Source organism: Flavobacterium succinicans LMG 10402, from assembly GCF_000611675.1.
GTDB classification, from domain to species: domain Bacteria; phylum Bacteroidota; class Bacteroidia; order Flavobacteriales; family Flavobacteriaceae; genus Flavobacterium; species Flavobacterium succinicans.
On sequence record NZ_JATV01000022.1, the window covers coordinates 14,463 to 32,840 of the forward strand.

19 protein-coding genes are annotated in these 18,378 nt (G+C 35.8%); 6 read left to right on the forward strand and 13 right to left on the reverse strand.

All coding sequences use genetic code 11. The features are described from left to right. Positions 1-354: 354 nt before the first annotated feature. The gene (sucC, locus tag AO58_RS0115870) at positions 355-1,548 is read left to right on the forward strand and encodes an ADP-forming succinate--CoA ligase subunit beta (RefSeq protein ID WP_024982632.1); all 1,194 of its coding nucleotides are present in this window, start codon (positions 355-357) and stop codon (positions 1,546-1,548) included. A gap of 53 nt (positions 1,549-1,601) precedes the next feature. Here the strand turns inward: sucC and AO58_RS0115875 are convergent, their stop codons facing one another. From AO58_RS0115875 to AO58_RS0115895, 5 genes are all read right to left on the reverse strand, one after another. Then, positions 1,602-2,258 (reverse strand): oxidoreductase, encoded by a 657-nt coding sequence (locus tag AO58_RS0115875; RefSeq protein ID WP_170852027.1) that lies wholly within the window; start codon positions 2,256-2,258, stop codon positions 1,602-1,604. After that, positions 2,258-2,725 (reverse strand): DUF1456 family protein, encoded by a 468-nt coding sequence (locus AO58_RS0115880; RefSeq protein WP_024982634.1) that lies wholly within the window; start codon positions 2,723-2,725, stop codon positions 2,258-2,260. Before AO58_RS0115880 ends, AO58_RS0115875 begins: the two co-directional genes overlap by 1 nt. A gap of 425 nt (positions 2,726-3,150) precedes the next feature. Further along, positions 3,151-4,179 (reverse strand): aminotransferase class I/II-fold pyridoxal phosphate-dependent enzyme, encoded by a 1,029-nt coding sequence (locus AO58_RS0115885; RefSeq protein ID WP_024982635.1) that lies wholly within the window; start codon positions 4,177-4,179, stop codon positions 3,151-3,153. Positions 4,180-4,184: 5 nt separating this feature from the next. Continuing rightward, positions 4,185-5,195, reverse strand: a complete 1,011-nt coding sequence (locus AO58_RS0115890; protein WP_024982636.1) for a dipeptide epimerase — start codon at positions 5,193-5,195, stop codon at positions 4,185-4,187. 30 nt (positions 5,196-5,225) lie between these two features. Continuing rightward, positions 5,226-6,038, reverse strand: a complete 813-nt coding sequence (locus AO58_RS0115895) for an alpha/beta hydrolase (protein WP_024982637.1) — start codon at positions 6,036-6,038, stop codon at positions 5,226-5,228. Positions 6,039-6,049: 11 nt separating this feature from the next. Between AO58_RS0115895 and AO58_RS0115900 the strand changes: the two genes are divergently transcribed. Continuing rightward, the gene (locus AO58_RS0115900) at positions 6,050-6,496 is read left to right on the forward strand and encodes an excinuclease ABC subunit B (protein ID WP_306372115.1); all 447 of its coding nucleotides are present in this window, start codon (positions 6,050-6,052) and stop codon (positions 6,494-6,496) included. Here AO58_RS0115900 and uvrB read toward each other — a convergent pair. Continuing rightward, entirely contained in the window at positions 6,493-8,484 is a 1,992-nt protein-coding gene (uvrB, locus tag AO58_RS0115905) for an excinuclease ABC subunit UvrB (RefSeq protein ID WP_024982639.1), read from the reverse strand. The genes AO58_RS0115900 and uvrB overlap by 4 nt on opposite strands. Before the next feature lie 341 nt (positions 8,485-8,825). Between uvrB and AO58_RS0115910 the strand changes: the two genes are divergently transcribed. Next, complete coding sequence (locus tag AO58_RS0115910; protein ID WP_162150411.1) at positions 8,826-9,599, forward strand: class I SAM-dependent methyltransferase; 774 nt, start codon at positions 8,826-8,828, stop codon at positions 9,597-9,599. Here the strand turns inward: AO58_RS0115910 and AO58_RS18060 are convergent. From AO58_RS18060 to AO58_RS0115945, 7 genes are all read right to left on the reverse strand, one after another. Further along, a complete protein-coding gene (locus AO58_RS18060; protein WP_139225586.1) occupies positions 9,594-9,947 on the reverse strand; it encodes an ATPase in 354 nt (117 codons plus the stop codon). The genes AO58_RS0115910 and AO58_RS18060 overlap by 6 nt on opposite strands. A 376-nt stretch (positions 9,948-10,323) precedes the next feature. Next, positions 10,324-10,584: a hypothetical protein gene (locus AO58_RS0115920; RefSeq protein ID WP_024982642.1), complete on the reverse strand. Its 261-nt coding sequence runs from the start codon at positions 10,582-10,584 to the stop codon at positions 10,324-10,326. Between the two features lie 54 nt (positions 10,585-10,638). Next, the gene (rlmF, locus tag AO58_RS0115925) at positions 10,639-11,586 is read right to left on the reverse strand and encodes a 23S rRNA (adenine(1618)-N(6))-methyltransferase RlmF (RefSeq protein ID WP_024982643.1); all 948 of its coding nucleotides are present in this window, start codon (positions 11,584-11,586) and stop codon (positions 10,639-10,641) included. 42 nt (positions 11,587-11,628) lie between these two features. Then, the gene (locus AO58_RS0115930; RefSeq protein WP_024982644.1) at positions 11,629-12,291 is read right to left on the reverse strand and encodes a thiamine diphosphokinase; all 663 of its coding nucleotides are present in this window, start codon (positions 12,289-12,291) and stop codon (positions 11,629-11,631) included. Between the two features lie 57 nt (positions 12,292-12,348). Beyond that, positions 12,349-12,795, reverse strand: coding sequence for a DUF1572 family protein (locus AO58_RS0115935; RefSeq protein ID WP_024982645.1), 447 nt, complete (start codon positions 12,793-12,795; stop codon positions 12,349-12,351). A 20-nt stretch (positions 12,796-12,815) separates the two neighbouring features. Continuing rightward, positions 12,816-13,637: a DUF4249 domain-containing protein gene (locus AO58_RS0115940; RefSeq protein ID WP_024982646.1), complete on the reverse strand. Its 822-nt coding sequence runs from the start codon at positions 13,635-13,637 to the stop codon at positions 12,816-12,818. Positions 13,638-13,642: 5 nt separating this feature from the next. Then, positions 13,643-16,015 (reverse strand): TonB-dependent receptor, encoded by a 2,373-nt coding sequence (locus AO58_RS0115945; RefSeq protein ID WP_051536744.1) that lies wholly within the window; start codon positions 16,013-16,015, stop codon positions 13,643-13,645. A 412-nt stretch (positions 16,016-16,427) separates the two neighbouring features. Here AO58_RS0115945 and AO58_RS0115950 point away from each other — a divergent pair, with 412 nt between their 5' ends. The 3 genes from AO58_RS0115950 (at position 16,428) to AO58_RS17395 (ending at position 18,246) form a co-directional block, all read left to right on the forward strand. Then, the gene (locus tag AO58_RS0115950) at positions 16,428-17,006 is read left to right on the forward strand and encodes a Crp/Fnr family transcriptional regulator (protein ID WP_024982648.1); all 579 of its coding nucleotides are present in this window, start codon (positions 16,428-16,430) and stop codon (positions 17,004-17,006) included. A 92-nt stretch (positions 17,007-17,098) separates the two neighbouring features. Beyond that, a complete protein-coding gene (locus AO58_RS0115955) occupies positions 17,099-17,992 on the forward strand; it encodes an MBL fold metallo-hydrolase (RefSeq protein WP_024982649.1) in 894 nt (297 codons plus the stop codon). 65 nt (positions 17,993-18,057) lie between these two features. Further along, positions 18,058-18,246, forward strand: coding sequence for a nuclear transport factor 2-like protein (locus AO58_RS17395; protein ID WP_244530718.1), 189 nt, complete (start codon positions 18,058-18,060; stop codon positions 18,244-18,246). The last annotated feature ends 132 nt before the right edge of the window (positions 18,247-18,378 follow it).

Sequence of the window (18,378 nt, forward strand, 5' to 3'; positions counted from 1 at the left end):
TATTCTAAAATGCTGGTTTTGTCTTGTTTTTTGTGGTAAAATTAAAAAAATGTAGAATAATTGATAAATTGGATTTTTTAAGTGCTTTCCATTTGTAAAATGATAATTTTTATTACTCAACAACGTAAAAATAGGTCTTAAAATCTTGTTTTTCCCGCTAAAATGGGGCAAGACAAATAAATATCACAAATTTTAAAGTAAGCTTTATATTTTTTCAAAAACAGCGTAGAAAAGTCTTTCCTTTTTTTGTTTTTTTTAACTTAAAAATAAATATTTTTTTTTAAGTTATATTTTATATTTTTGTCGCACTTTGACTCTAGAACGTTTTCTGAGTTTTGTAAAATCCTATACATTATGAACATACACGAATATCAAGGAAAAGAAATTTTAGCAAGCTACGGCGTACGAATTCAACGCGGAATTGTAGCGAATAGCCCAGTAGAAGCGGTAGCTGCTGCAAAACAATTAACTGCCGAAACCGGTACAAGTTGGTATGTTGTAAAAGCTCAAATTCACGCTGGTGGACGTGGAAAAGGTGGTGGTGTAAAATTGGCCAAAGGTTTAGATAAAGTAGAAGGAATTGCTAGCGAAATCATCGGGATGCAATTGATTACTCCTCAAACTTCTGCCGAAGGTAAAAAAGTACATAAAGTGTTAATCGCTGAAGATGTATATTATCCAGGTGAAAGCGAAACTTCTGAGTTTTATGTTTCTGTTTTATTGAACAGAGCTACTGGCCGTAATATGATTATGTATTCTACAGAAGGTGGAATGGATATCGAAGAAGTGGCTGAGCATACTCCTCATTTAATTTTTACTGAAGAAGTAGATCCAGCGGTTGGTTTACAAGGTTTTCAAGCAAGAAGAATTGCTTTTAACTTAGGGCTTTCTGGAAATGCTTTCAAAGAAATGGTGAAATTCATCGATTCTTTATATAATGCTTACATTGGTTCAGATGCTTCGATGTTCGAAATTAACCCTGTATTAAAAACATCTGATAATAAAATTATGGCTGTTGATGCTAAAGTAAATATCGATGATAATGCTTTATACAGACAAGCTAAATATGCAGATATGCGTGACATTCGTGAGGAGAATCCAATCGAAGTTGAAGCAAAAGAAGTAGGTTTAAATTATGTAGACCTTGACGGAACTGTTGGATGTATGGTAAACGGAGCTGGTTTGGCTATGGCAACTATGGATTTGATTAAGTATGCTGGTTTTGAGCCTGCAAACTTCTTAGACGTAGGAGGAACAGCTGATGCAAAACGTGTAGAAACAGCTTTCCGTATTATCTTAAAAGATCCAAACGTAAAAGCAATTTTGATCAATATTTTTGGTGGAATTGTTCGTTGTGACCGTGTAGCTCAAGGTGTTGTAGATGCTTACAAAAATATGGGTGACGCTATAAAAGTGCCAATCATTGTACGTTTACAAGGAACGAATGCTGCTATTGCAAAAGAATTAATTGATAATTCTGGAATGCCAATTCTTTCTGCAGTTGAGTTTCAAGAAGCTGCTGACCAAGTTAAAGCTGCATTGTCTTAATTTACAATCTAGTTATATATTGAAAAGCCTGTTCAGTTAATGAACAGGCTTTTTTAATTTCCTATATTTTGAAGTTCATCTGATTCGTAAATCATGTAACCTTTTTTGTTGGATTGTGCCAAAAGATACATGGCTTTGGCGACAGTTGAACTTTCTATTGGGCGGTATTTTTTTACTTTCCCAAAGAGTAAAAAGGAAAACCCTTTCATAAAAAAAGCGCCTATTTTTTCTCCTAATCTAAACTCGGAGCGATGACCTAATAATAAGGAAGGTCTAACAATGACGGTGGTTTCAAAATTAACCTTGGCTAATGCTGCTTCCATTTCTCCTTTTGTTTTTAAATAGAAGTTGTTCGAGTCTTTGTTGGCGCCCAAAGAGGAAACAATCAAGAATTGCTTTATGTTGTTCGTCTTTGCAATTTTGGAAAATCCAATAGGATATTCGTAATCTACTTTTCGAAAGGCAGATTGACTTCCGGCTTTTTTGATGGTGGTACCAATGGTGCAAAATAAATCATCGCCTTTTACCAAATGTTGATAGCTTTCAGGTGCATCAAAGTTGATGATGTGTTGCTCTAGTTTGGGATGTAATTTTCCGGAATCTCTTTTTACAAAAAGAATTACCTTTTCGTAATGCTCACTCGCTACAAGTAAATCAACAAGTTGGGAACCAATAAGACCGGTGCTTCCAATAACGAGGGCCGTTTTCATTATGATTTTTTATTCTTTCCGTAATTGAATTTTACTTTTTCAACCACTTGTATTTTGTCATTTCCCTTTGGGAATTGTTTTTTGAAAGGTTTTTTTGCCGCCGGTTTCTTTTTAGAAGGGCTTTCGTCTCCTCTTCCTCTTTCTTGGTCTTTTGCTTTTGGTTTGAATTCCGCTCTTTTTGAATCTCCTTCTTTTACAGGAATTTGAGCTTTGTGTTGGGCTAAAACTTCGGTTGGTACTTTTGGGTTTTCTTTAGTGCCACGCAAATGAATCACTAGTCCATTGAGGAAATTACGCAATACTTGATCACCGCATTCTACATAATTGGGATGTTTTTCATCACGGAAAAAGGCACCCAATTCTGATTTTGAGATTCTGAAATCTACTAATTCTAAAATTTCAACTATTTGGTCATCACGAAGCATCAAGGCTACACGTAATTTTTTGAAAATATCGTTGTTGGTCATATTCTTTTAATTTTTTACAAAGGTACAGTTTAAAAATAGAGAGACGTTATATTCGAGTCTGAATTCAGGGTGCTCTCTCAAAAAAATGAAGATGCATTGCTATAATTATCATTAATTGGCTGCTTTTTTTTAACATATAAGGCATATAAGTTTCTATAATTTTTGGCGTGTTTTATAGGAGTAAAATAGAAGGGCATATAAGGAACACAGGTGAATCGGTATGGTTTTTAATTTGAAAAGTCTTAAGGTTGTAGTCTTTAAGTATTTCAGACTAAAACTATGAATTTATGTTTACAAGAAGGCAAGATGTTCCCTTTTAGCCCCGGTAGTAGCGGCATCCTTTGCTTTTTTTCTTTAAAAAAGCAAAGATATAGCGGATGACGGGTTCTATGATGGCATAGAAGCCTTTTTTCTGCTCCTAAAACCTATGAAAAGGAATTTAAAACTTGAACTAGTTGGTCAAGGTCTTCTTTTTGATGATTGGCCGAAATGACGATTCGGTTCAAGGTTTTTTGGTCTGAGGGATAATCAAAATGGGTGATTACGATTTTGTTTTGCAACAATATATCATAGCTCTTGTTCCAATCTAAGTAAATGGAAGGATAGTTTGCGCTGAAATTGATTTTGGAATTGGGTTGTAAATGTTGAGCGAGATAGTTCAAATTGTCCTGTAATTTTTGAAGTTGCTGTTGTACTAAATGCCCAGTTTCTGCAATGGTTTGTACGTAGGCAGGATTCATTCCAGCGGCTGCGATGAAGGTGTCGTAATTTTTGATTTCTTGAATAAAACTGGAGTCACCAGCAATTACTCCGCCTGTTAATCCAAAAGCTTTGCCAAGTGAGGCGACTAAAATTTTGCGTTTGATGTTAGGATTCGTGATGCTCGAATAAATTCCTGAGCCGTTTTTGCCAAGGATTCCGATAGAGTGGGATTCGTCTATGACCAAAGTTATTTCTTTGTGAGAGGGAATGCTCTCGAGAATTTTTAGGTTTATGGGTTGGGTTTCAAATGATGGAACGGCATCTGTGAGCAGGGTAATTTTTTCTTTTTTTGTATCTAAAATTCTAGGGTTTAATTGATTGTTTATAAATAGAGGCAGACTGTCTTTTCTTTGAATGGCAGGATGCGAATTTGGGAAATGATAAAAAACATCCGTACTTGTGCTTAAAAAATCTATAGTTAGTTTGCCTGCTAGCATTCCAGATGACACGGTAACTGCGGCATCAGTCTGAACGAATTGCGCAAGGTGAGTTTCGCCAGTGTCGTAGGCGCTCAATTGGACGTTTGCGTTTCTTGAACTTCCGTATGCGGTGCCCCAACGCTGGATATTTTTGAAGATAATTTCTTGAAATTCGGGTAAAGTTGGCAAACCAAGATAAGCCGTTCCACCAAAATAGCGGAAGATTTCTTGGTTGATTTCGATTGTACGATTGGGGAATTGATGGACTTTCATACGAATTATAAAAGTGTCACCCCAGTTCCGTTGCCGTCTGAGTAGTTTACTTTTCCAAAATCAAGGGTTACACCAGTGGCTATATCTTGATCTAATAACAGTGCGCCATCCATGTCGACGTAATCTAACAACGGTAATAAATGAGCAATGGCCGAGATGCCTACTGAAGATTCGGTCATACAACCTACCATAGTTTTTAGCCCCAGTTTTTTGGCTTCTTCCAGCATACGTTTGCCAGGAGTGAGGCCGCCACATTTTACCAATTTGACATTTACGCCGTGGAAATGATTGTGGCATTTGGCAACATCGGATTCGATAATACAGCTTTCATCAGCAATGATTGGTAAAGCGGAGTGTTTGAAAACTTCTTTGTGCGCTTCCCAATTATCGGCTTTCATAGGTTGTTCCAAGAATTCGACGCCGAGTTTTTTTAAAGTTATGGAATTAGAAATGGTTTCTTCAACGCCCCAACCGCAGTTCGCATCGATTCTGAAGATGGCGTCTGTGTGTTTACGTAATTCAGTTACGATTTCGATGTCTTCTTTGGTTCCTAATTTAATTTTATAGATAGGCCAAGGGAGTTCTTTCATTTTGGCAACCATTTTTTCAATAGAAGCAATACCGATGGTATAATCTGTTAATGGATTTTTATCGGTAGTGAAATTCCAAAGCTCATATAGTTTTTTGCCTTTTTTGCGAGCATATAAATCATTATAAGCCAAGTCTAAAGCGCAAAGTGCAAACATATCGTCTTTTAAATAAGGATGTACTTTATCCCAAAATTCTTCGGGAGTTTCTGTTGTTGTGTTTTCTATCAGAGGTCTAATTTTTTCCAAATCCGCGCGCATCATCGGCACCGTGGTGTGATAATAAGGATTGGAAGTTGCTTCGCCAAAACCCGAATGGCCATCACTTTGGAGTTCTACAATTAGTGAAGGTTGAAAATCGATAGATTCTCTAGAAATGGTGAAGGTGTGTTTTAGTTTGAGGTTGTATTCGCGAAGGATTAGTTGCATAACATTAATTTTTATTGTTCTAAAAAAGGATTAGTAGCCCAACCAAAGTAAGGCTTTTACAAAACCATCTCGCCATAATTTTTCGTTGTGTTGGCCGCCTTTTATTATGGTCTTTGTGTTCAAATGTTTACAGGAACAACGCTTGGTATTGATGATGTTTTCTATTGTATTCAAGTCTTTGACCATACTGTCATCGTCACCTTCTTTATCTCCACACAGGAAATAGTATTTTGCTTTTATCTTTTGAGTTTGTTCTGTTAATGCGATAATATCCTTTCTGTTAATCCAGAAGGCAGGAGAAAAAACGCCTGCTTTGCCGAAAACTTCGGGATACTTTAGCGTGGTGTAAAAAGCTGTCAATCCACCCAAGGAGCTGCCAATTATAAGTGTATGTGTTTTGTCGGTTTTGGTGCGGTATTTTTTGTCGATGCTCGGCTTTAAGGTGTTGACAATAAAATCTAAATATTGATTCGCCTTGCCGCCGCCGTATTTTTCGTGCAGATAGGGTGTGAGCTCTTCTAGTCGTTTTTCGTTTCCGTGTTCAATTCCCACAACTATTATTTGTGCGTTCAGACTGTCTAATTTTTCATCAATATTCCATTCGCCACTGTAGGCTGTTTTGGCATCAAATAAATTTTGAGCATCAGGCATATAAATCACGGAATATTTCTTCTTGGAAGCGCTATAGTTTTTGGGTAAGTAGAGCCAGATTTTTTTTGTTATTTGTAACTCAGGTGATGGAATACTAAAAGTACTTACTTGAGCAGAAGCAGTGGTTTCCTGTGTCCATCCTTTCGCCAGAAGAAAAAAGAAGCAAAAAAATAGGATTGTTTTTTTAGACATAATTGAATTTTGTGGATACATATAAAAACAATAATTTAGCTAAAAATAAGAAATTGATGAATAGTTTTGAAGAAAAAAGAAGTTTACTTTTAGAAATGATAAGTTTTTCTGTGATCGATGGGAAATTACATCATCGCGAGTTTGGCTTTATCCGAATAGTAGCAAAACAACTGGGATTTACTAAAGAGCAGTATGCTGATTTGTTTCATCAAGAGTTACCTCATTTGCCCATTAAATCAGAATTTCAGCGTATTCAACAATTTTATAGATTAGCACTACTTATGCATAGTGATGGTGTTTTGCATCATAAAGAGTCGGTGGCTATTTATCAAATAGCCATTGATATGGGGTTAAATCCAGGAGCTACCAAACGAGTTTTGCAAATGATGCAGGAATCTCCTAATGCTATGATTGATGCCAAAGCATTGTTAGGAATGTTTCAAGAACAACACAATTAAGAGAGTTTCTCTTGTAATGCTTTAATTTCATCGCGGAACTTGGCAGCCTGCATAAAATCTAAATCTTTTGCGGCTTTTTCCATCGCTTTTCGTTTTTCACGAATTAATTTTTCCAATTCTGGTTTTGAAAGATAAGCCGTGTCTGGTTCTGCTGCTTTTGCAATAGTATGGCCTAATTCGTATTCCACCAGTGGATTTTTAGTAAAAGCACTGTCTATTTTTTTATCTAAAGCTTGCGGAACTTTATTGTGTTGGGTGTTGTAATTGATTTGTTTGGTACGGCGATAATTGGTTTCATCAATTGTTTTTTGCATACTCGCAGTAATTTTATCGGCATACATAATCGCTTTTCCGTTTAAGTTTCTTGCTGCACGACCAATGGTTTGGGTGAGTGAACGATGGCTTCTAAGAAACCCTTCTTTGTCGGCATCCAAAATAGCAACCAAAGACACTTCAGGCAAATCCAATCCTTCTCTCAATAAATTGACTCCAATCAATACGTCAAATAAGCCTTTTCGTAAATCTTGCATAATTTCGATACGCTCCAATGTATCTACATCTGAGTGAATATAGCGACAACGAATGGAAACTTTAGTTAAGTATTTAGCCAATTCTTCGGCCATTCTTTTGGTTAAAGTGGTGACCAAAACACGCTCATCTAATTCGCATCGTACTTGTATTTCTTCGATTAAATCATCAATTTGATTCAAACTTGGACGAATTTCGATAATCGGGTCTAACAAGCCTGTGGGGCGAATAATTTGCTCTACATAAACACCATCACATTTTTGTAATTCATAATCCGCAGGTGTGGCAGACACATAAATGACTTGATTTTGCATGGCTTCAAATTCTTCGAATTTCAAAGGGCGATTGTCCATAGCCGCAGGTAAGCGAAAACCATATTCTACCAAGTTTTCTTTTCTTGAACGGTCGCCACCATACATAGCTTGTACTTGCGACAAAGTCACGTGGCTTTCATCGACTACCAATAAAAAATCATTGGGGAAATAATCCAATAAACAGAAAGGCCTTGAGCCCGCTTCTCTTCCGTCAAGGTAACGAGAATAATTTTCAATTCCAGAACAATAGCCCAATTCTCGAATCATTTCTAAATCGAAGTTGGTGCGTTCTTCAAGTCGTTTGGCTTCTAAATGTTTGCCTATTTCTTTAAAATAATCCACTTGCTTGACTAAATCTTGCTGGATTTCCCAAATGGCATTTTGTAGCACATCAGGCGAAGTCACGAACATATTGGCGGGATAAATCGTCAATTTTTCAAAGCGTTCAATAACTTGAGCCGTTTTGGTATCAAAGCTTTCTATTTCTTCGATTTCATCACCAAAAAAATGAATTCTGAAGGCATCATCGGCATAACTTGGGTAGACTTCAACCGTATCACCTTTAATTCTGAAATTTCCTGGGGTAAATTCGGCTTCGGTTCTAGAATACAAACTTTGCACTAAGCTGTGTAGCAATTTAGTTCTTGAAATCATTTGGTTGACTTCGATGGCAATTACGTTCTTTTGAAACTCCACTGGATTTCCAATACCATAAATGCAAGAAACCGAGGCGACCACTATAATATCTCTTCGTCCAGACAATAAAGAGGAAGTCGTGCTCAAACGCATTTTTTCTAACTCTTCATTGATAGACAAATCTTTTTCTATAAAAACTCCCGTAACAGGCATAAACGCCTCGGGTTGGTAATAATCGTAATACGACACAAAATATTCCACCGCATTGTTTGGGAAAAACTGTTTGAATTCCGAGTACAACTGTGCGGCCAACGTTTTGTTGTGCGCCAATATCAGCGTTGGTTTTTGAACTTCTTGAATGACGTTGGCAACCGTAAATGTTTTTCCAGACCCAGTCACACCCAACAGCGTCTGAAAAGGGTCGCCCGCCACAATTCCTTGCGCTAATTTTTCTATCGCTTGAGGTTGGTCACCCGTAGGTTGGTAATCTGATACAATTTGGAATTTCATTGGTGGGCGAGCTAATAAGATTGTTGTGAAGAAATGATTCACAAAAATACAGCTAATCCTGAATTTATGAGCCTTAACAGTTGTTATTTTTAGTAACCCACACAATAGGCATTTTACCCAGCAAAGTCCCGCTATCCGCTATATCTTGCTGGGCGAACCCCGCCCAGCAAGGATGCCGCTCCTATCGGGGTTAGAGAGTTACAATTGGCTTTTTTAGCAGCATTCAAATCATAAATCATTTTTTTAAAATCAGCAATACATTGATTCTTCTATCAGAATTGCAGCTTTAAATTATTTTGTAAATTACACTCCATCAAACGCTTACTTTCAAAACTATGAATATGTATGATAATCCAGCGACGGTTGCCCATTCTTTTGACGAAAATTATCTTTCTCCTTATTTGATTCAAGCGCAATGGGCCGAATGTATTGCATTAAAAGCAGTGATTTACGAGTTAGCCAACCGTTTACAACGACCCATTAGTATTTTAGATATTGGGGTAGGGAGTGGTCGTGTCATTCAAAACCTCCACGATATTCCCGAAATATGGCAGCATGTGGCGCATTATACAGGTACCGATAATGCTGTTTTATGTTTGGACTTAGCCTCAAAAAGGGTGAATACTTTAGGTATAACTGATAAAGTAACCTTGATTCAAATGGATGCCGTTCATTTACAGAAACTAACAGCCACTTTCGATTTGGTTATTTGCACTTGGTTTACGCCGGGTAATTTTTATCCCGATGATTTTGATTTTGAAAACTATCCTAAGTCCTTTCAAAAGTTAGATCTAAGTAGGAATCCTAAGTTTACCTCAGTTTTTTCTCAAGTTTATAGTTTGTTAGGCCCTCAAGGAGAGATTATTTTAGGAGCTTGTTACAAAGACAATGAGGCTACTAGATTCAAACAAGAATTCAGCTATAAAAAAATGGGAATGACAGTGATTACTGCTCCTGAAGATAGTTTTACCGCCACCCAAGAGCGGTTTTGGTCACAACGTTTTACGAAAGAAAAATTAATCTCTTACTTGTCTTTTGTACCCGTTGATTGCATTTCATTTCATGATTTGGACACGTATGAATATGCCTTTCAAGTACGGGTTAAAAAATCATAAATCAAATTTGTTGTAGACATACTCCTCAAACCACAAAGGAAGGTCTGAAGTGTGGAATTTTATAGCTTGTCCTTTGTAAATTTCTGCAAGTAAATCCATTTTTTTTCCAGAATTATCAAATAAAAAAGCGCGATCTACTATTTTTATTGCCTCTGAAAGGTTTTCTAACGTTTTGAAATATCTTTTTTCAATTTTACTTCCATCAACATTATGACCTCCTTTTGCAACTCTAAGCCGAACCCTGTCTATGTTTTTATGAAAATCATCGGTACAGATAAAATAAAGATACGTTTTAAAGCCAGATTTTTTTGCTATCTCTAATTCTCTGAGTTTAGAGCTGTTACTCATTACGGTTTCGTAAGAAAATGATTTTTGTTCTTTTAGGAGTAAAAAACGAATAAAGGCTGCGGCAAAAGCAGCTTCGTAACTGTTTGTTTTTTTGGGTTTATTTACAATGAAATTTTCGGCTATAATTAAATCAATTCTGAAATTTTCTTGTTTAGCTTTGGCTAATAAAGACTGGCTATCATCTAAAAGAGTGTATTGTTCTAGATCTTTTGAAGTTACTTTTAGACCAAAGTCAGTTAAATCGATTAAGCCTTTGGTTTGTAATTTTTTTTCTATTTCATCAGCATTTATGAAGATGCCAGATTGGTAATTTTTACTTATTATATTGTATAAAGATGTTTTTCCAGAACCGTTAGGGCCAGCAAAAAGCCTTATTTTACTTTGATTTGAGATACAATATTGTACCTTTCTTTATTTTTAAGGAGGATCTTAAAGGTTTAGTGTTTAGTTCAAGAATTTCTCCATTGGCACTTTCGCAAACAACCTTATTGCCGTTATTGTAAGTAAAGGATAAGCCAAGAGCTTTGTTTTCTCTTATTGCGATTAGTGCTGCTTTTTTCCCTGCTACTTTTAAATTTGATACTTCTTTGGCATTTGAGCGAAACACTATTTTTTTAGCTTTCTTTTCAGGTAACATAATTATTGTATTTTAATTACATACAAATATAAAGTTTTATTTGCTAATTAATTACTATTCAAATTTCCATTCCTTTTGTTGTTTTTCGGTCAAAAAGGTCCACGCCAAGATGCGGCTAGTTTTTTGACCTTGCGCCATGTCAATGGTTTTAATAGTGGCGGCATGTACTTTGTTTAATGTTTTGTATAAACTATTCAAATGAGATTGTTTGGACACTAAAGTAGTAAACCAAAGGCATTGCATCGGGTATTTAGCGCTTTCGTAAATCATTTGGGTGATAAAGCCTAATTCGCCTCCTGGGCACCATAATTCTGCGTTTTGTCCCCCAAAGTTTAAAACAGGAGTAGTTATTCTTTTGTTTTCTAGATTGTTTACTTTTCGAACAGCGACTTTGGTAGCTTCTTCTTTGGAGTTGTGAAAGGGTGGGTTACAAATCGTAAACGCAAATTTGTCCTCAGGTTCCATGATGTTTTTAAAAATAAATCGAGGTTCCGTTTGTAATTGAAGGCTTACTGCATCGATTAGTTTTGGATTTTTTTCGATGATTTGTTTGCAATTTTGTATGGCTTTTTCATCAATGTCTGTACCAACAAAGCTCCAACCATAAACGGCATTTCCTAAAATAGGATAAATACAATTGGCGCCCATTCCAATATCAAGTCCCTGAACGTTTTCGCCTCTTGGCACGATTCCATTATTGCTTTCAGCTAATAAATCGGCTAAATAATGCACATAATCTACACGTCCTGGAATTGGAGGACACAGGAAATCATTGGGAATGTCCCAATACTTCAAGTCGTAATACGCAATTAAAAGGGATTTATTCAAGGCTTTTACAGCTTCGGGACTACTAAAATCAAGAGTCTGAATTTGATGTTCGTTATTGCCTACAAAAGAATTGAGTTCAGGTAATACTTCAATTAAATAGTCAAAATCGTAGCCAAAACGGTGTTGATTTCTGGGATGTAAATTTTGTTTTTCGGACGGGTTTTTCGGTTTCATTTTCTGAGTTTCGAGGTAAAGATACGGATTCCTTTTTTTAAATTAATCCATGCATTCCATCAATAATAAATCGCCCTCGGCATGTTCAATGGTTACTAGGCCATCTGCAGCTACCGCATTGCTGCTTCCGGTTCTATAGCCTATGGTAAGGGTGTCGTTGGTCAAGGGATACACTAGGTTTTGGGAGTGAATTCCGGTTACTACCCCAATTGGGATTAGTGAAATCGGAGTGCGCGCCGTGTACCATTTTTGGAATTTATTGGGCAATAAAAAAATCTTTGAATGGTCGTCCAAAATCACAATTTTAATTAAATCTCGGTACCGTACAATATTGGTGAGATTGGTTATGGTGTGATCGGCACGTTTGCCAGTGGCCCAAACAATATTTACCGCAGGAATGTTTCGTTCGATGAGGTAGTCCAGTGCTTTTTCTAGATCGGTTTTGTTTTGATCGGGAGTGTGCACTATTTCTAGCGGGTACTGAGTGGTTTTGTATATTTCAGGATCAAAATCACGATCAAAATCTCCCAATAAAACATCAATTTTTACATCCAATTCCATCACTCTTACAATGGCCGAGTCGAGTACTACAACTAAAGGGGACCATTCTAATAATTGTCCTAATAATTCGGGCTGGCACGCCGCACCATTAGCAATAATTAGAGCTGGTTCTTGATCGTCGCGAACGATATGGTGTGAGGACATGTTTAGTATTTGATTTTAAATTGTAAGGAGCAAATGTACAAAAGTTATCCGTTTGAATTAATGATCAAAAAATCTGTGGTGGTAAGTGATTTGACCCAAATGATATGATAAATGAGAACTTAGATGCACTAAAAAAAAGGCATAGGTCGTTTTTGTGTCTAAAACCAAAAGAGGATAGCTCTTTGTCATGTCTGCCTCTGTTAACTTGTCCAACGATTCATTAACAACAGTAATAGTGTCTTCTATTTTTTCAATCAACACATCTTTTGGAATATTTTTGGCTGAAAATTCGAGTTCCCTGTTGCGTACGAAGTTTGTTTTGCCAATTTCAGCTCCAATGTAGGTATTCAAATTACCTACGATATGCAAACAAAGATTTCCAGCCGAGTTGTTGATGTACTGATTGGAGCGCCATACTGCATTTTCGTCTTGATAGGACGCTATTTCGTTTTTTAACTTTGTTAAGTCTCTAGTAAATAGTGTTTTTAGCGTTGGGATAAGCATACTGAGTTTGAAAAAGGAAGTTATTGAACCGTATAATATCTCGTATCAATTTCACTTAATGAAAAATACCCTAAAGGATAATTGGCTTTATCAGTAGTGTTAATGATGTTTCCTCGAACGGTAGCTGGGGGAGATTGAAAAGGTCCACCTCCACTATTACCAGATATATTGACTAGAATGCTCATGTAGCTATGGTAGGATTTCGATATGCCATAGTGGGTAATATTAACGATATCTCCTTTTTTAAGATCGTCAATTTGAGCAATACTAAAAAATTCATTGCCATCAAAGAATTCATCTCGATCCACATAAAGACTTGATTTTTTTTGAGACGAGGATGAAAATTTATACAAATAGTAATTGGGCGTATTGGCGGGGTCATTGTAATATGATTTTACCTCGATCTCATCTCCAGAAAAACCGCTGTCATTTTTTTGTTCAATTCTAGTAATCGCTGGCACGGGTTTAAGAGTTTCGGTCGCTGTGTAGGATTGTCCTTTGCTTAGTACCGACAGGGTGTAGGTTTCGTTTATTGCTGGGATGAAATTGGTGCAAATATATTCTCCAGTGTTTTCTTTTTCAATAAAGTTGAATACTGTATTGGAACTGTTGGTCACTTTTATGGTTGCGCCGCTTACTACAGGAATTACATTGCTGAAATAATCTGTGGTCGTAGTTAGTTTAATTACTTGGGTATTGCCAGGTGTTCCTTTTTGCCAATTGATTGACGCTTGAATCACGAGCTTTGGAGGGGCTGTTTTTAGGTTAACGTCAATAACATCCTCACAACTTATGGATAAGATAGAGGCTATAAATAGGAATAAAAAAGTGAATTTTTGCATGATGCTTAAAATTTAAAATTATAACTAACCGCGGGAACCATTCCGAAAATTGACGTTCGTACAGCTTCATTTAGGCCAGTGTCAATGTTTTGTCTAAAATTGATCGAGGCGGCGTTTCTTCGATTGTACAAGTTGTAAATACTAAAAACCCATTCGGTTTTGTAATTGCGATTGTTGTTTTTTCTTGGGGTCAAAGTCGCGGCAATGTCTAAATGATGATAAGCAGGTAAACGATTCGCATTTCGCAATCCGTAGCTTGGCACAATAATGTCTTCGTACTCATATTGCCCTTCAGGATAGGTAACAGGTTGTCCACTTTGTAAAGAAAAATTAGCACCAAACGTCCATTTGTCATTCAACGCGTACGAACTAGTGATGGCTAAATTATGTAATTTGTCGTACACAGAATTATACCATTGGCCATTATTGATTCCGGTTTCAAGTGCATTTCTACCAGGCGTTTGTTGCTCGGATTTGGATAAGGTATACGAAATCCAACCATTCAATTTGCCTTCGTTTTTCTTTAAAAGAATTTCAAGACCGTAAGCGCGCATTTGACCATTTAACACCACTTGTTCCAATGCTTTGTTGGCAATCAATTCTGCTCCATCAATGTAATCGATACGGTTTTTTATTTTTTTGAAATAGGTTTCCACTTCTAACGAATACATGCCTTCTTTGAAGTTTTTAAAATAACCCAAAGCCACCTGATCCGCCAATTGTGGCTTGATAAAATTGTCACTCGGCGTCCAAACATCTAATGGAGTAGGTGAGGAAGTATTCGAAACCAATTGTAAATATTGTACCATGCGATTATAGCTGGCTTTGATCGATTGGTTTTCGTTCAATTGATAGGAGGCTGAAAAGCGGGGTTCAAAATTGTCAAAACTTTGAATCACATCGTTTCGTCCGTAAAATTTAGTGTCAATTGGCGTTCCTTTTTCATACAATTGAAGATCGTTGTTGAATACCACTGGATTATTGTTTGCATAAATATTGACAGTGGATTGCCCCAAACGATAAAACAAACTATAGCGTAAACCATAGGATAGACTGAAGTTTTTGGTCACATCATGATCAGCACTGATGTAGATAGCGGGTTCCAAAGCATATTTTTTGTCCAATTGATCTCTATTAATCCCTGACTCCTCGCTTGAAGGAATAATAGTACCGGGATTGAAGTCATAATAAATAGCATTCAAACCATAATTGAGTTTGAAAGAGTCCGAAACGTAATTTTTAAAATCGTATTTTATGTTGTAATTCTTAATGCCTGAGTCCCATTTGAATCCTACAAAATCCAATTGTAAACCATAATAATAATCGCTATAAATCAAGGAAAGATTGGAGAATAGTTTGTCTGAATACAAATGATTCCATCGTAAGTTCAACGTTGAATTCCCATAAGTATTGGTAAGTTGTTGACTTAAACTGAAAACATCTCTTCCAAAATATCCTGAAAAATAAAGGTTGTCATTTTCGGTAAGTTTATAGCTTAATTTAGCATTTAAGTCATAAAAATAGGCTGAATTGTCTTTTTGCTCTGGTGATAATTTCAAAAATAAATGAGCGTAGGATCCACGTCCTCCAATTAAAAACGATCCTTTGTCTTTTACCAACGGCCCCTCGGCTAATAAACGACTAGTAATAAGACCGATGCCTCCGTTCATATGAAATTTTTTGCTACTTCCATCCTTTTGATAAATATCCAAAACCGAAGAAGCTCTTCCTCCAAAACGGGAGGGAATACCTCCTTTGTATAGTTTTAAATCTTTAATAGCATCGGGATTGAATACCGAGAAAAATCCAAAAACATGTGAGGAATTGAAGATAGTGGCTTCATCTAATAAAATTAAATTCTGATCGGCTCCACCTCCTCGAACGTTGAAACCTGACGCGCCTTCACCAGCATTGGTTACGCCCGGAAGTAATAAAATTGATTTTAAAACATCGGCTTCACCCAATACTACCGGCATTTTTTTAATAGTAGCCATCGAGAGTTTGTTGACGCTCATCTCAGGTTTCTTGATGTCGGTTTTGGTACGGTTGTCGGTGATGATCACTTCATTCAATTGATTGTTTTGATTGGAAAGCTGCCAATTGGAACGAGTATTTTGAGAAAAATCGATCGTTTCATTTACAGTTTGATATCCTAAGTACGAAATTTGAACTTGGTGTTTTCCTTTTGGAATCGTAATGGAATAAAAGCCATATTCGTTGGTAGTTACGCCTGTTTTTAATTCAGGGAAAACTATATTGACACCAATTAATGTCTCATTACTGTTTTGGTCAGTAATGGTTCCGCTTAGCGTGAATCTTTCTTTAGGTAAAGGAATGTTGCTTTTTTCTTGTGCCAAAAAATTTTGGTAAAACAACATACATAGTATAACATAAACGGTTATGTAGTAATTTTTCATAGGTTAATTTTAGAACTACAAAGTAGACGATTTTTTAAGTGATTTGTTACTGTACAAATGTTAATGATTGGTTAACAAAAAAAAAGAGAATTGTTTCCTGTCGGCTTCTTTACTAGTATATTGGTCTTATGTTAGGGTTAAATTGAAGTAGTTTAGTTATGCAAAATAAACACTTTGTCTTTATAATATAAGTACAGAATTAGGAAAAGGTTAACAAATAGTGTGTAGATTAATATTTCATGTTGTTTGTTTTACAAGTATGTTTTTAAGTTTTGAAAGGATAGGTAGAAAATGATTTGGGATCTTTTGGATAGAAAATCTTAATGTCAGGAGAAGTTATTTACCTTTGAAATAGCATATAAATTTTTAGCTTATGACAACACTTCTTCAAAAAAACATCGCAGCGCATATTTCACTTTCAGATACGGAAATGGAAGCTTTCTGCAATTTATTTGAACACAAAACGATCAAGAAAAAAAGTTTTTTGTTGCGAGAAGGAGAAATTTGCAAGTTTGAAGGTTTTGTAACAAAAGGCCTTTTTAGGGTTTATCACATTGATAAAAATGGTTTTGAGCAAATACTCTATTTTGCTATAGAAGATTGGTGGATTACAGATATTGATAGTTTTACTAATGAAATACCTTCTCAACTTTTTATAGAAGCACTTGAGGATAGTGAGGTACTTTTAATTTCAAAAAAAAACAAGGATTTTGCCTATGAAAATTTGCCGAAAATAGAAAAGCTATATAGGATAATGACTCAAAAAACGCATGTTGCACTCCAACGCAGAATGATTGATAGTATGAGTAAAACAGCAGGGTCTCGTTATGTAGATTTCGTTAAGAAATATCCACAACTTTTGCAACGCCTGTCTAATGTTCAAGTGGCTGCCTATTTGGGTATTACCAATGTTTTTTTGAGTAATATTAGAAAGAAAATTAGTTCGAAATAATAAAGATTCTTTTTTCATTTATTAAACTAGTTTAATGTTTTGATAGTGCTTTCTATTTCATCTTTGCGGTATTAATTTAAATAATGCAAATAATGAAATCACAGATTATTTCAACAGTTTTTTTAACCATTTTAACTTTATTAACTATGGAATCACAAGCACAAACTTTCAAAACAATTGAAAACAAAGATTTAAAACTTGAAGTTTACAACTCATCCGAAAACAGTTTTGGTGTAGCATCTGTAATTGTATCCGGAAAAAAAGATGCGGTTTTAATTGACACCCAATTTACATTGGCGGATGCCGAAAAAGTAGCACAAGAAATAAAAAAATCTGGCAAAAAATTAACCACCATTTTTGTTTCTCACGGCGATCCAGATTTTTACTTTGGTCTAGAAGTATTCAAAAAATATTTCCCAGAAGTTACAGTCTATGCAACACCTGCAACCATTGAACATATTAAAGCAACAGCTCAAAAAAAAATAGACGTTTGGGGCGAAAGATTGGGTAAAAACATTACTTCAAATGTTATTTTACCTCAGGTTTTAAAAGGAAACAGCATTGAATTAGAAGGTCATCAATTAGAAATTATTGGCTTGCAAGAATTTCCTTCTAAAACTTTTGTTTGGATTCCTTCTATCAAAGCAATTGTTGGCGGAATAAATGTTTTTGGAACCACTTTTCATCTTTGGATGGCAGATGCACAAACTGCAGAAGCTCGCAAAAACTGGATTTCAGTTTTAGATAAAATTACAGCTTTGAATCCTGAAATTGTAATTCCTGCTCACGCCAATTCAAATTCTCCATTTGATGTAACTGCCGTAAGTTTCACGAAAACGTACATACAATTCTATGAAGAAGCTTTAAAAACCAATACAACATCCGAAGCTTTAATTACAGCTTTGAAAACAAAATATCCAACACTAACTTTTGATACTGCCTTGATGATAGGAGCAAAAGTAAATACAGGAGAAATGAAATGGTAAAATCAATTCTATGCAGCTTGGCTTTGCTTTTGGCATTGTCAAGCTGTTCTTTAAATAAAAAAGCAATGACAAATCTTGATATTATAAAAAGCACCTACGAAGGCAAAACTTCGGAAAAAAACGGTAAAAATTTGGCTAAATACGTAGCAGACAATATCAGTTGGACCGAAGCCAACGGTTTTCCGTATGCAGGAACTTATATTGGTTTAGAAAATGTCATAGCTATCCGAAAGTCTAAAATAAAAAATGCCTGAGAATCCCGTATTTTTGATTTTGCGAAACAAATAATACTTTATGGGACTCTTCAGGCGAAACAAAAATATCAAAAAACCAGTTATTCGACAAATTATTGACCTTGTTCCTCGATGGATGCTTGAATCTTGTGC

What these genes read in the sequence shown, in the direction of transcription:
- sucC (WP_024982632.1), top strand. Translation starts at nt 355, where the DNA reads ATGAACATACACGAATATCAAGGAAAAGAAATTTTAGCAAGCTACGGC.
- AO58_RS0115910 (WP_162150411.1), top strand. Translation starts at nt 8,826, where the DNA reads ATGTATGATAATCCAGCGACGGTTGCCCATTCTTTTGACGAAAATTAT.
- uvrB (WP_024982639.1), bottom strand. Translation starts at nt 8,484, where the DNA reads ATGAAATTCCAAATTGTATCAGATTACCAACCTACGGGTGACCAACCT.
- AO58_RS0115950 (WP_024982648.1), top strand. Translation starts at nt 16,428, where the DNA reads ATGACAACACTTCTTCAAAAAAACATCGCAGCGCATATTTCACTTTCA.
- AO58_RS0115945 (WP_051536744.1), bottom strand. Translation starts at nt 16,015, where the DNA reads ATGTTGTTTTACCAAAATTTTTTGGCACAAGAAAAAAGCAACATTCCT.
- rlmF (WP_024982643.1), bottom strand. Translation starts at nt 11,586, where the DNA reads ATGAAACCGAAAAACCCGTCCGAAAAACAAAATTTACATCCCAGAAAT.
- AO58_RS0115920 (WP_024982642.1), bottom strand. Translation starts at nt 10,584, where the DNA reads ATGTTACCTGAAAAGAAAGCTAAAAAAATAGTGTTTCGCTCAAATGCC.
- AO58_RS0115895 (WP_024982637.1), bottom strand. Translation starts at nt 6,038, where the DNA reads ATGTCTAAAAAAACAATCCTATTTTTTTGCTTCTTTTTTCTTCTGGCG.
- AO58_RS0115890 (WP_024982636.1), bottom strand. Translation starts at nt 5,195, where the DNA reads ATGCAACTAATCCTTCGCGAATACAACCTCAAACTAAAACACACCTTC.
- AO58_RS0115875 (WP_170852027.1), bottom strand. Translation starts at nt 2,258, where the DNA reads ATGAAAACGGCCCTCGTTATTGGAAGCACCGGTCTTATTGGTTCCCAA.
- AO58_RS17395 (WP_244530718.1), top strand. Translation starts at nt 18,058, where the DNA reads ATGACAAATCTTGATATTATAAAAAGCACCTACGAAGGCAAAACTTCG.
- AO58_RS0115955 (WP_024982649.1), top strand. Translation starts at nt 17,099, where the DNA reads ATGAAATCACAGATTATTTCAACAGTTTTTTTAACCATTTTAACTTTA.
- AO58_RS0115935 (WP_024982645.1), bottom strand. Translation starts at nt 12,795, where the DNA reads ATGCTTATCCCAACGCTAAAAACACTATTTACTAGAGACTTAACAAAG.
- AO58_RS0115880 (WP_024982634.1), bottom strand. Translation starts at nt 2,725, where the DNA reads ATGACCAACAACGATATTTTCAAAAAATTACGTGTAGCCTTGATGCTT.
- AO58_RS0115885 (WP_024982635.1), bottom strand. Translation starts at nt 4,179, where the DNA reads ATGAAAGTCCATCAATTCCCCAATCGTACAATCGAAATCAACCAAGAA.
- AO58_RS0115940 (WP_024982646.1), bottom strand. Translation starts at nt 13,637, where the DNA reads ATGCAAAAATTCACTTTTTTATTCCTATTTATAGCCTCTATCTTATCC.
- AO58_RS18060 (WP_139225586.1), bottom strand. Translation starts at nt 9,947, where the DNA reads ATGAGTAACAGCTCTAAACTCAGAGAATTAGAGATAGCAAAAAAATCT.
- AO58_RS0115930 (WP_024982644.1), bottom strand. Translation starts at nt 12,291, where the DNA reads ATGTCCTCACACCATATCGTTCGCGACGATCAAGAACCAGCTCTAATT.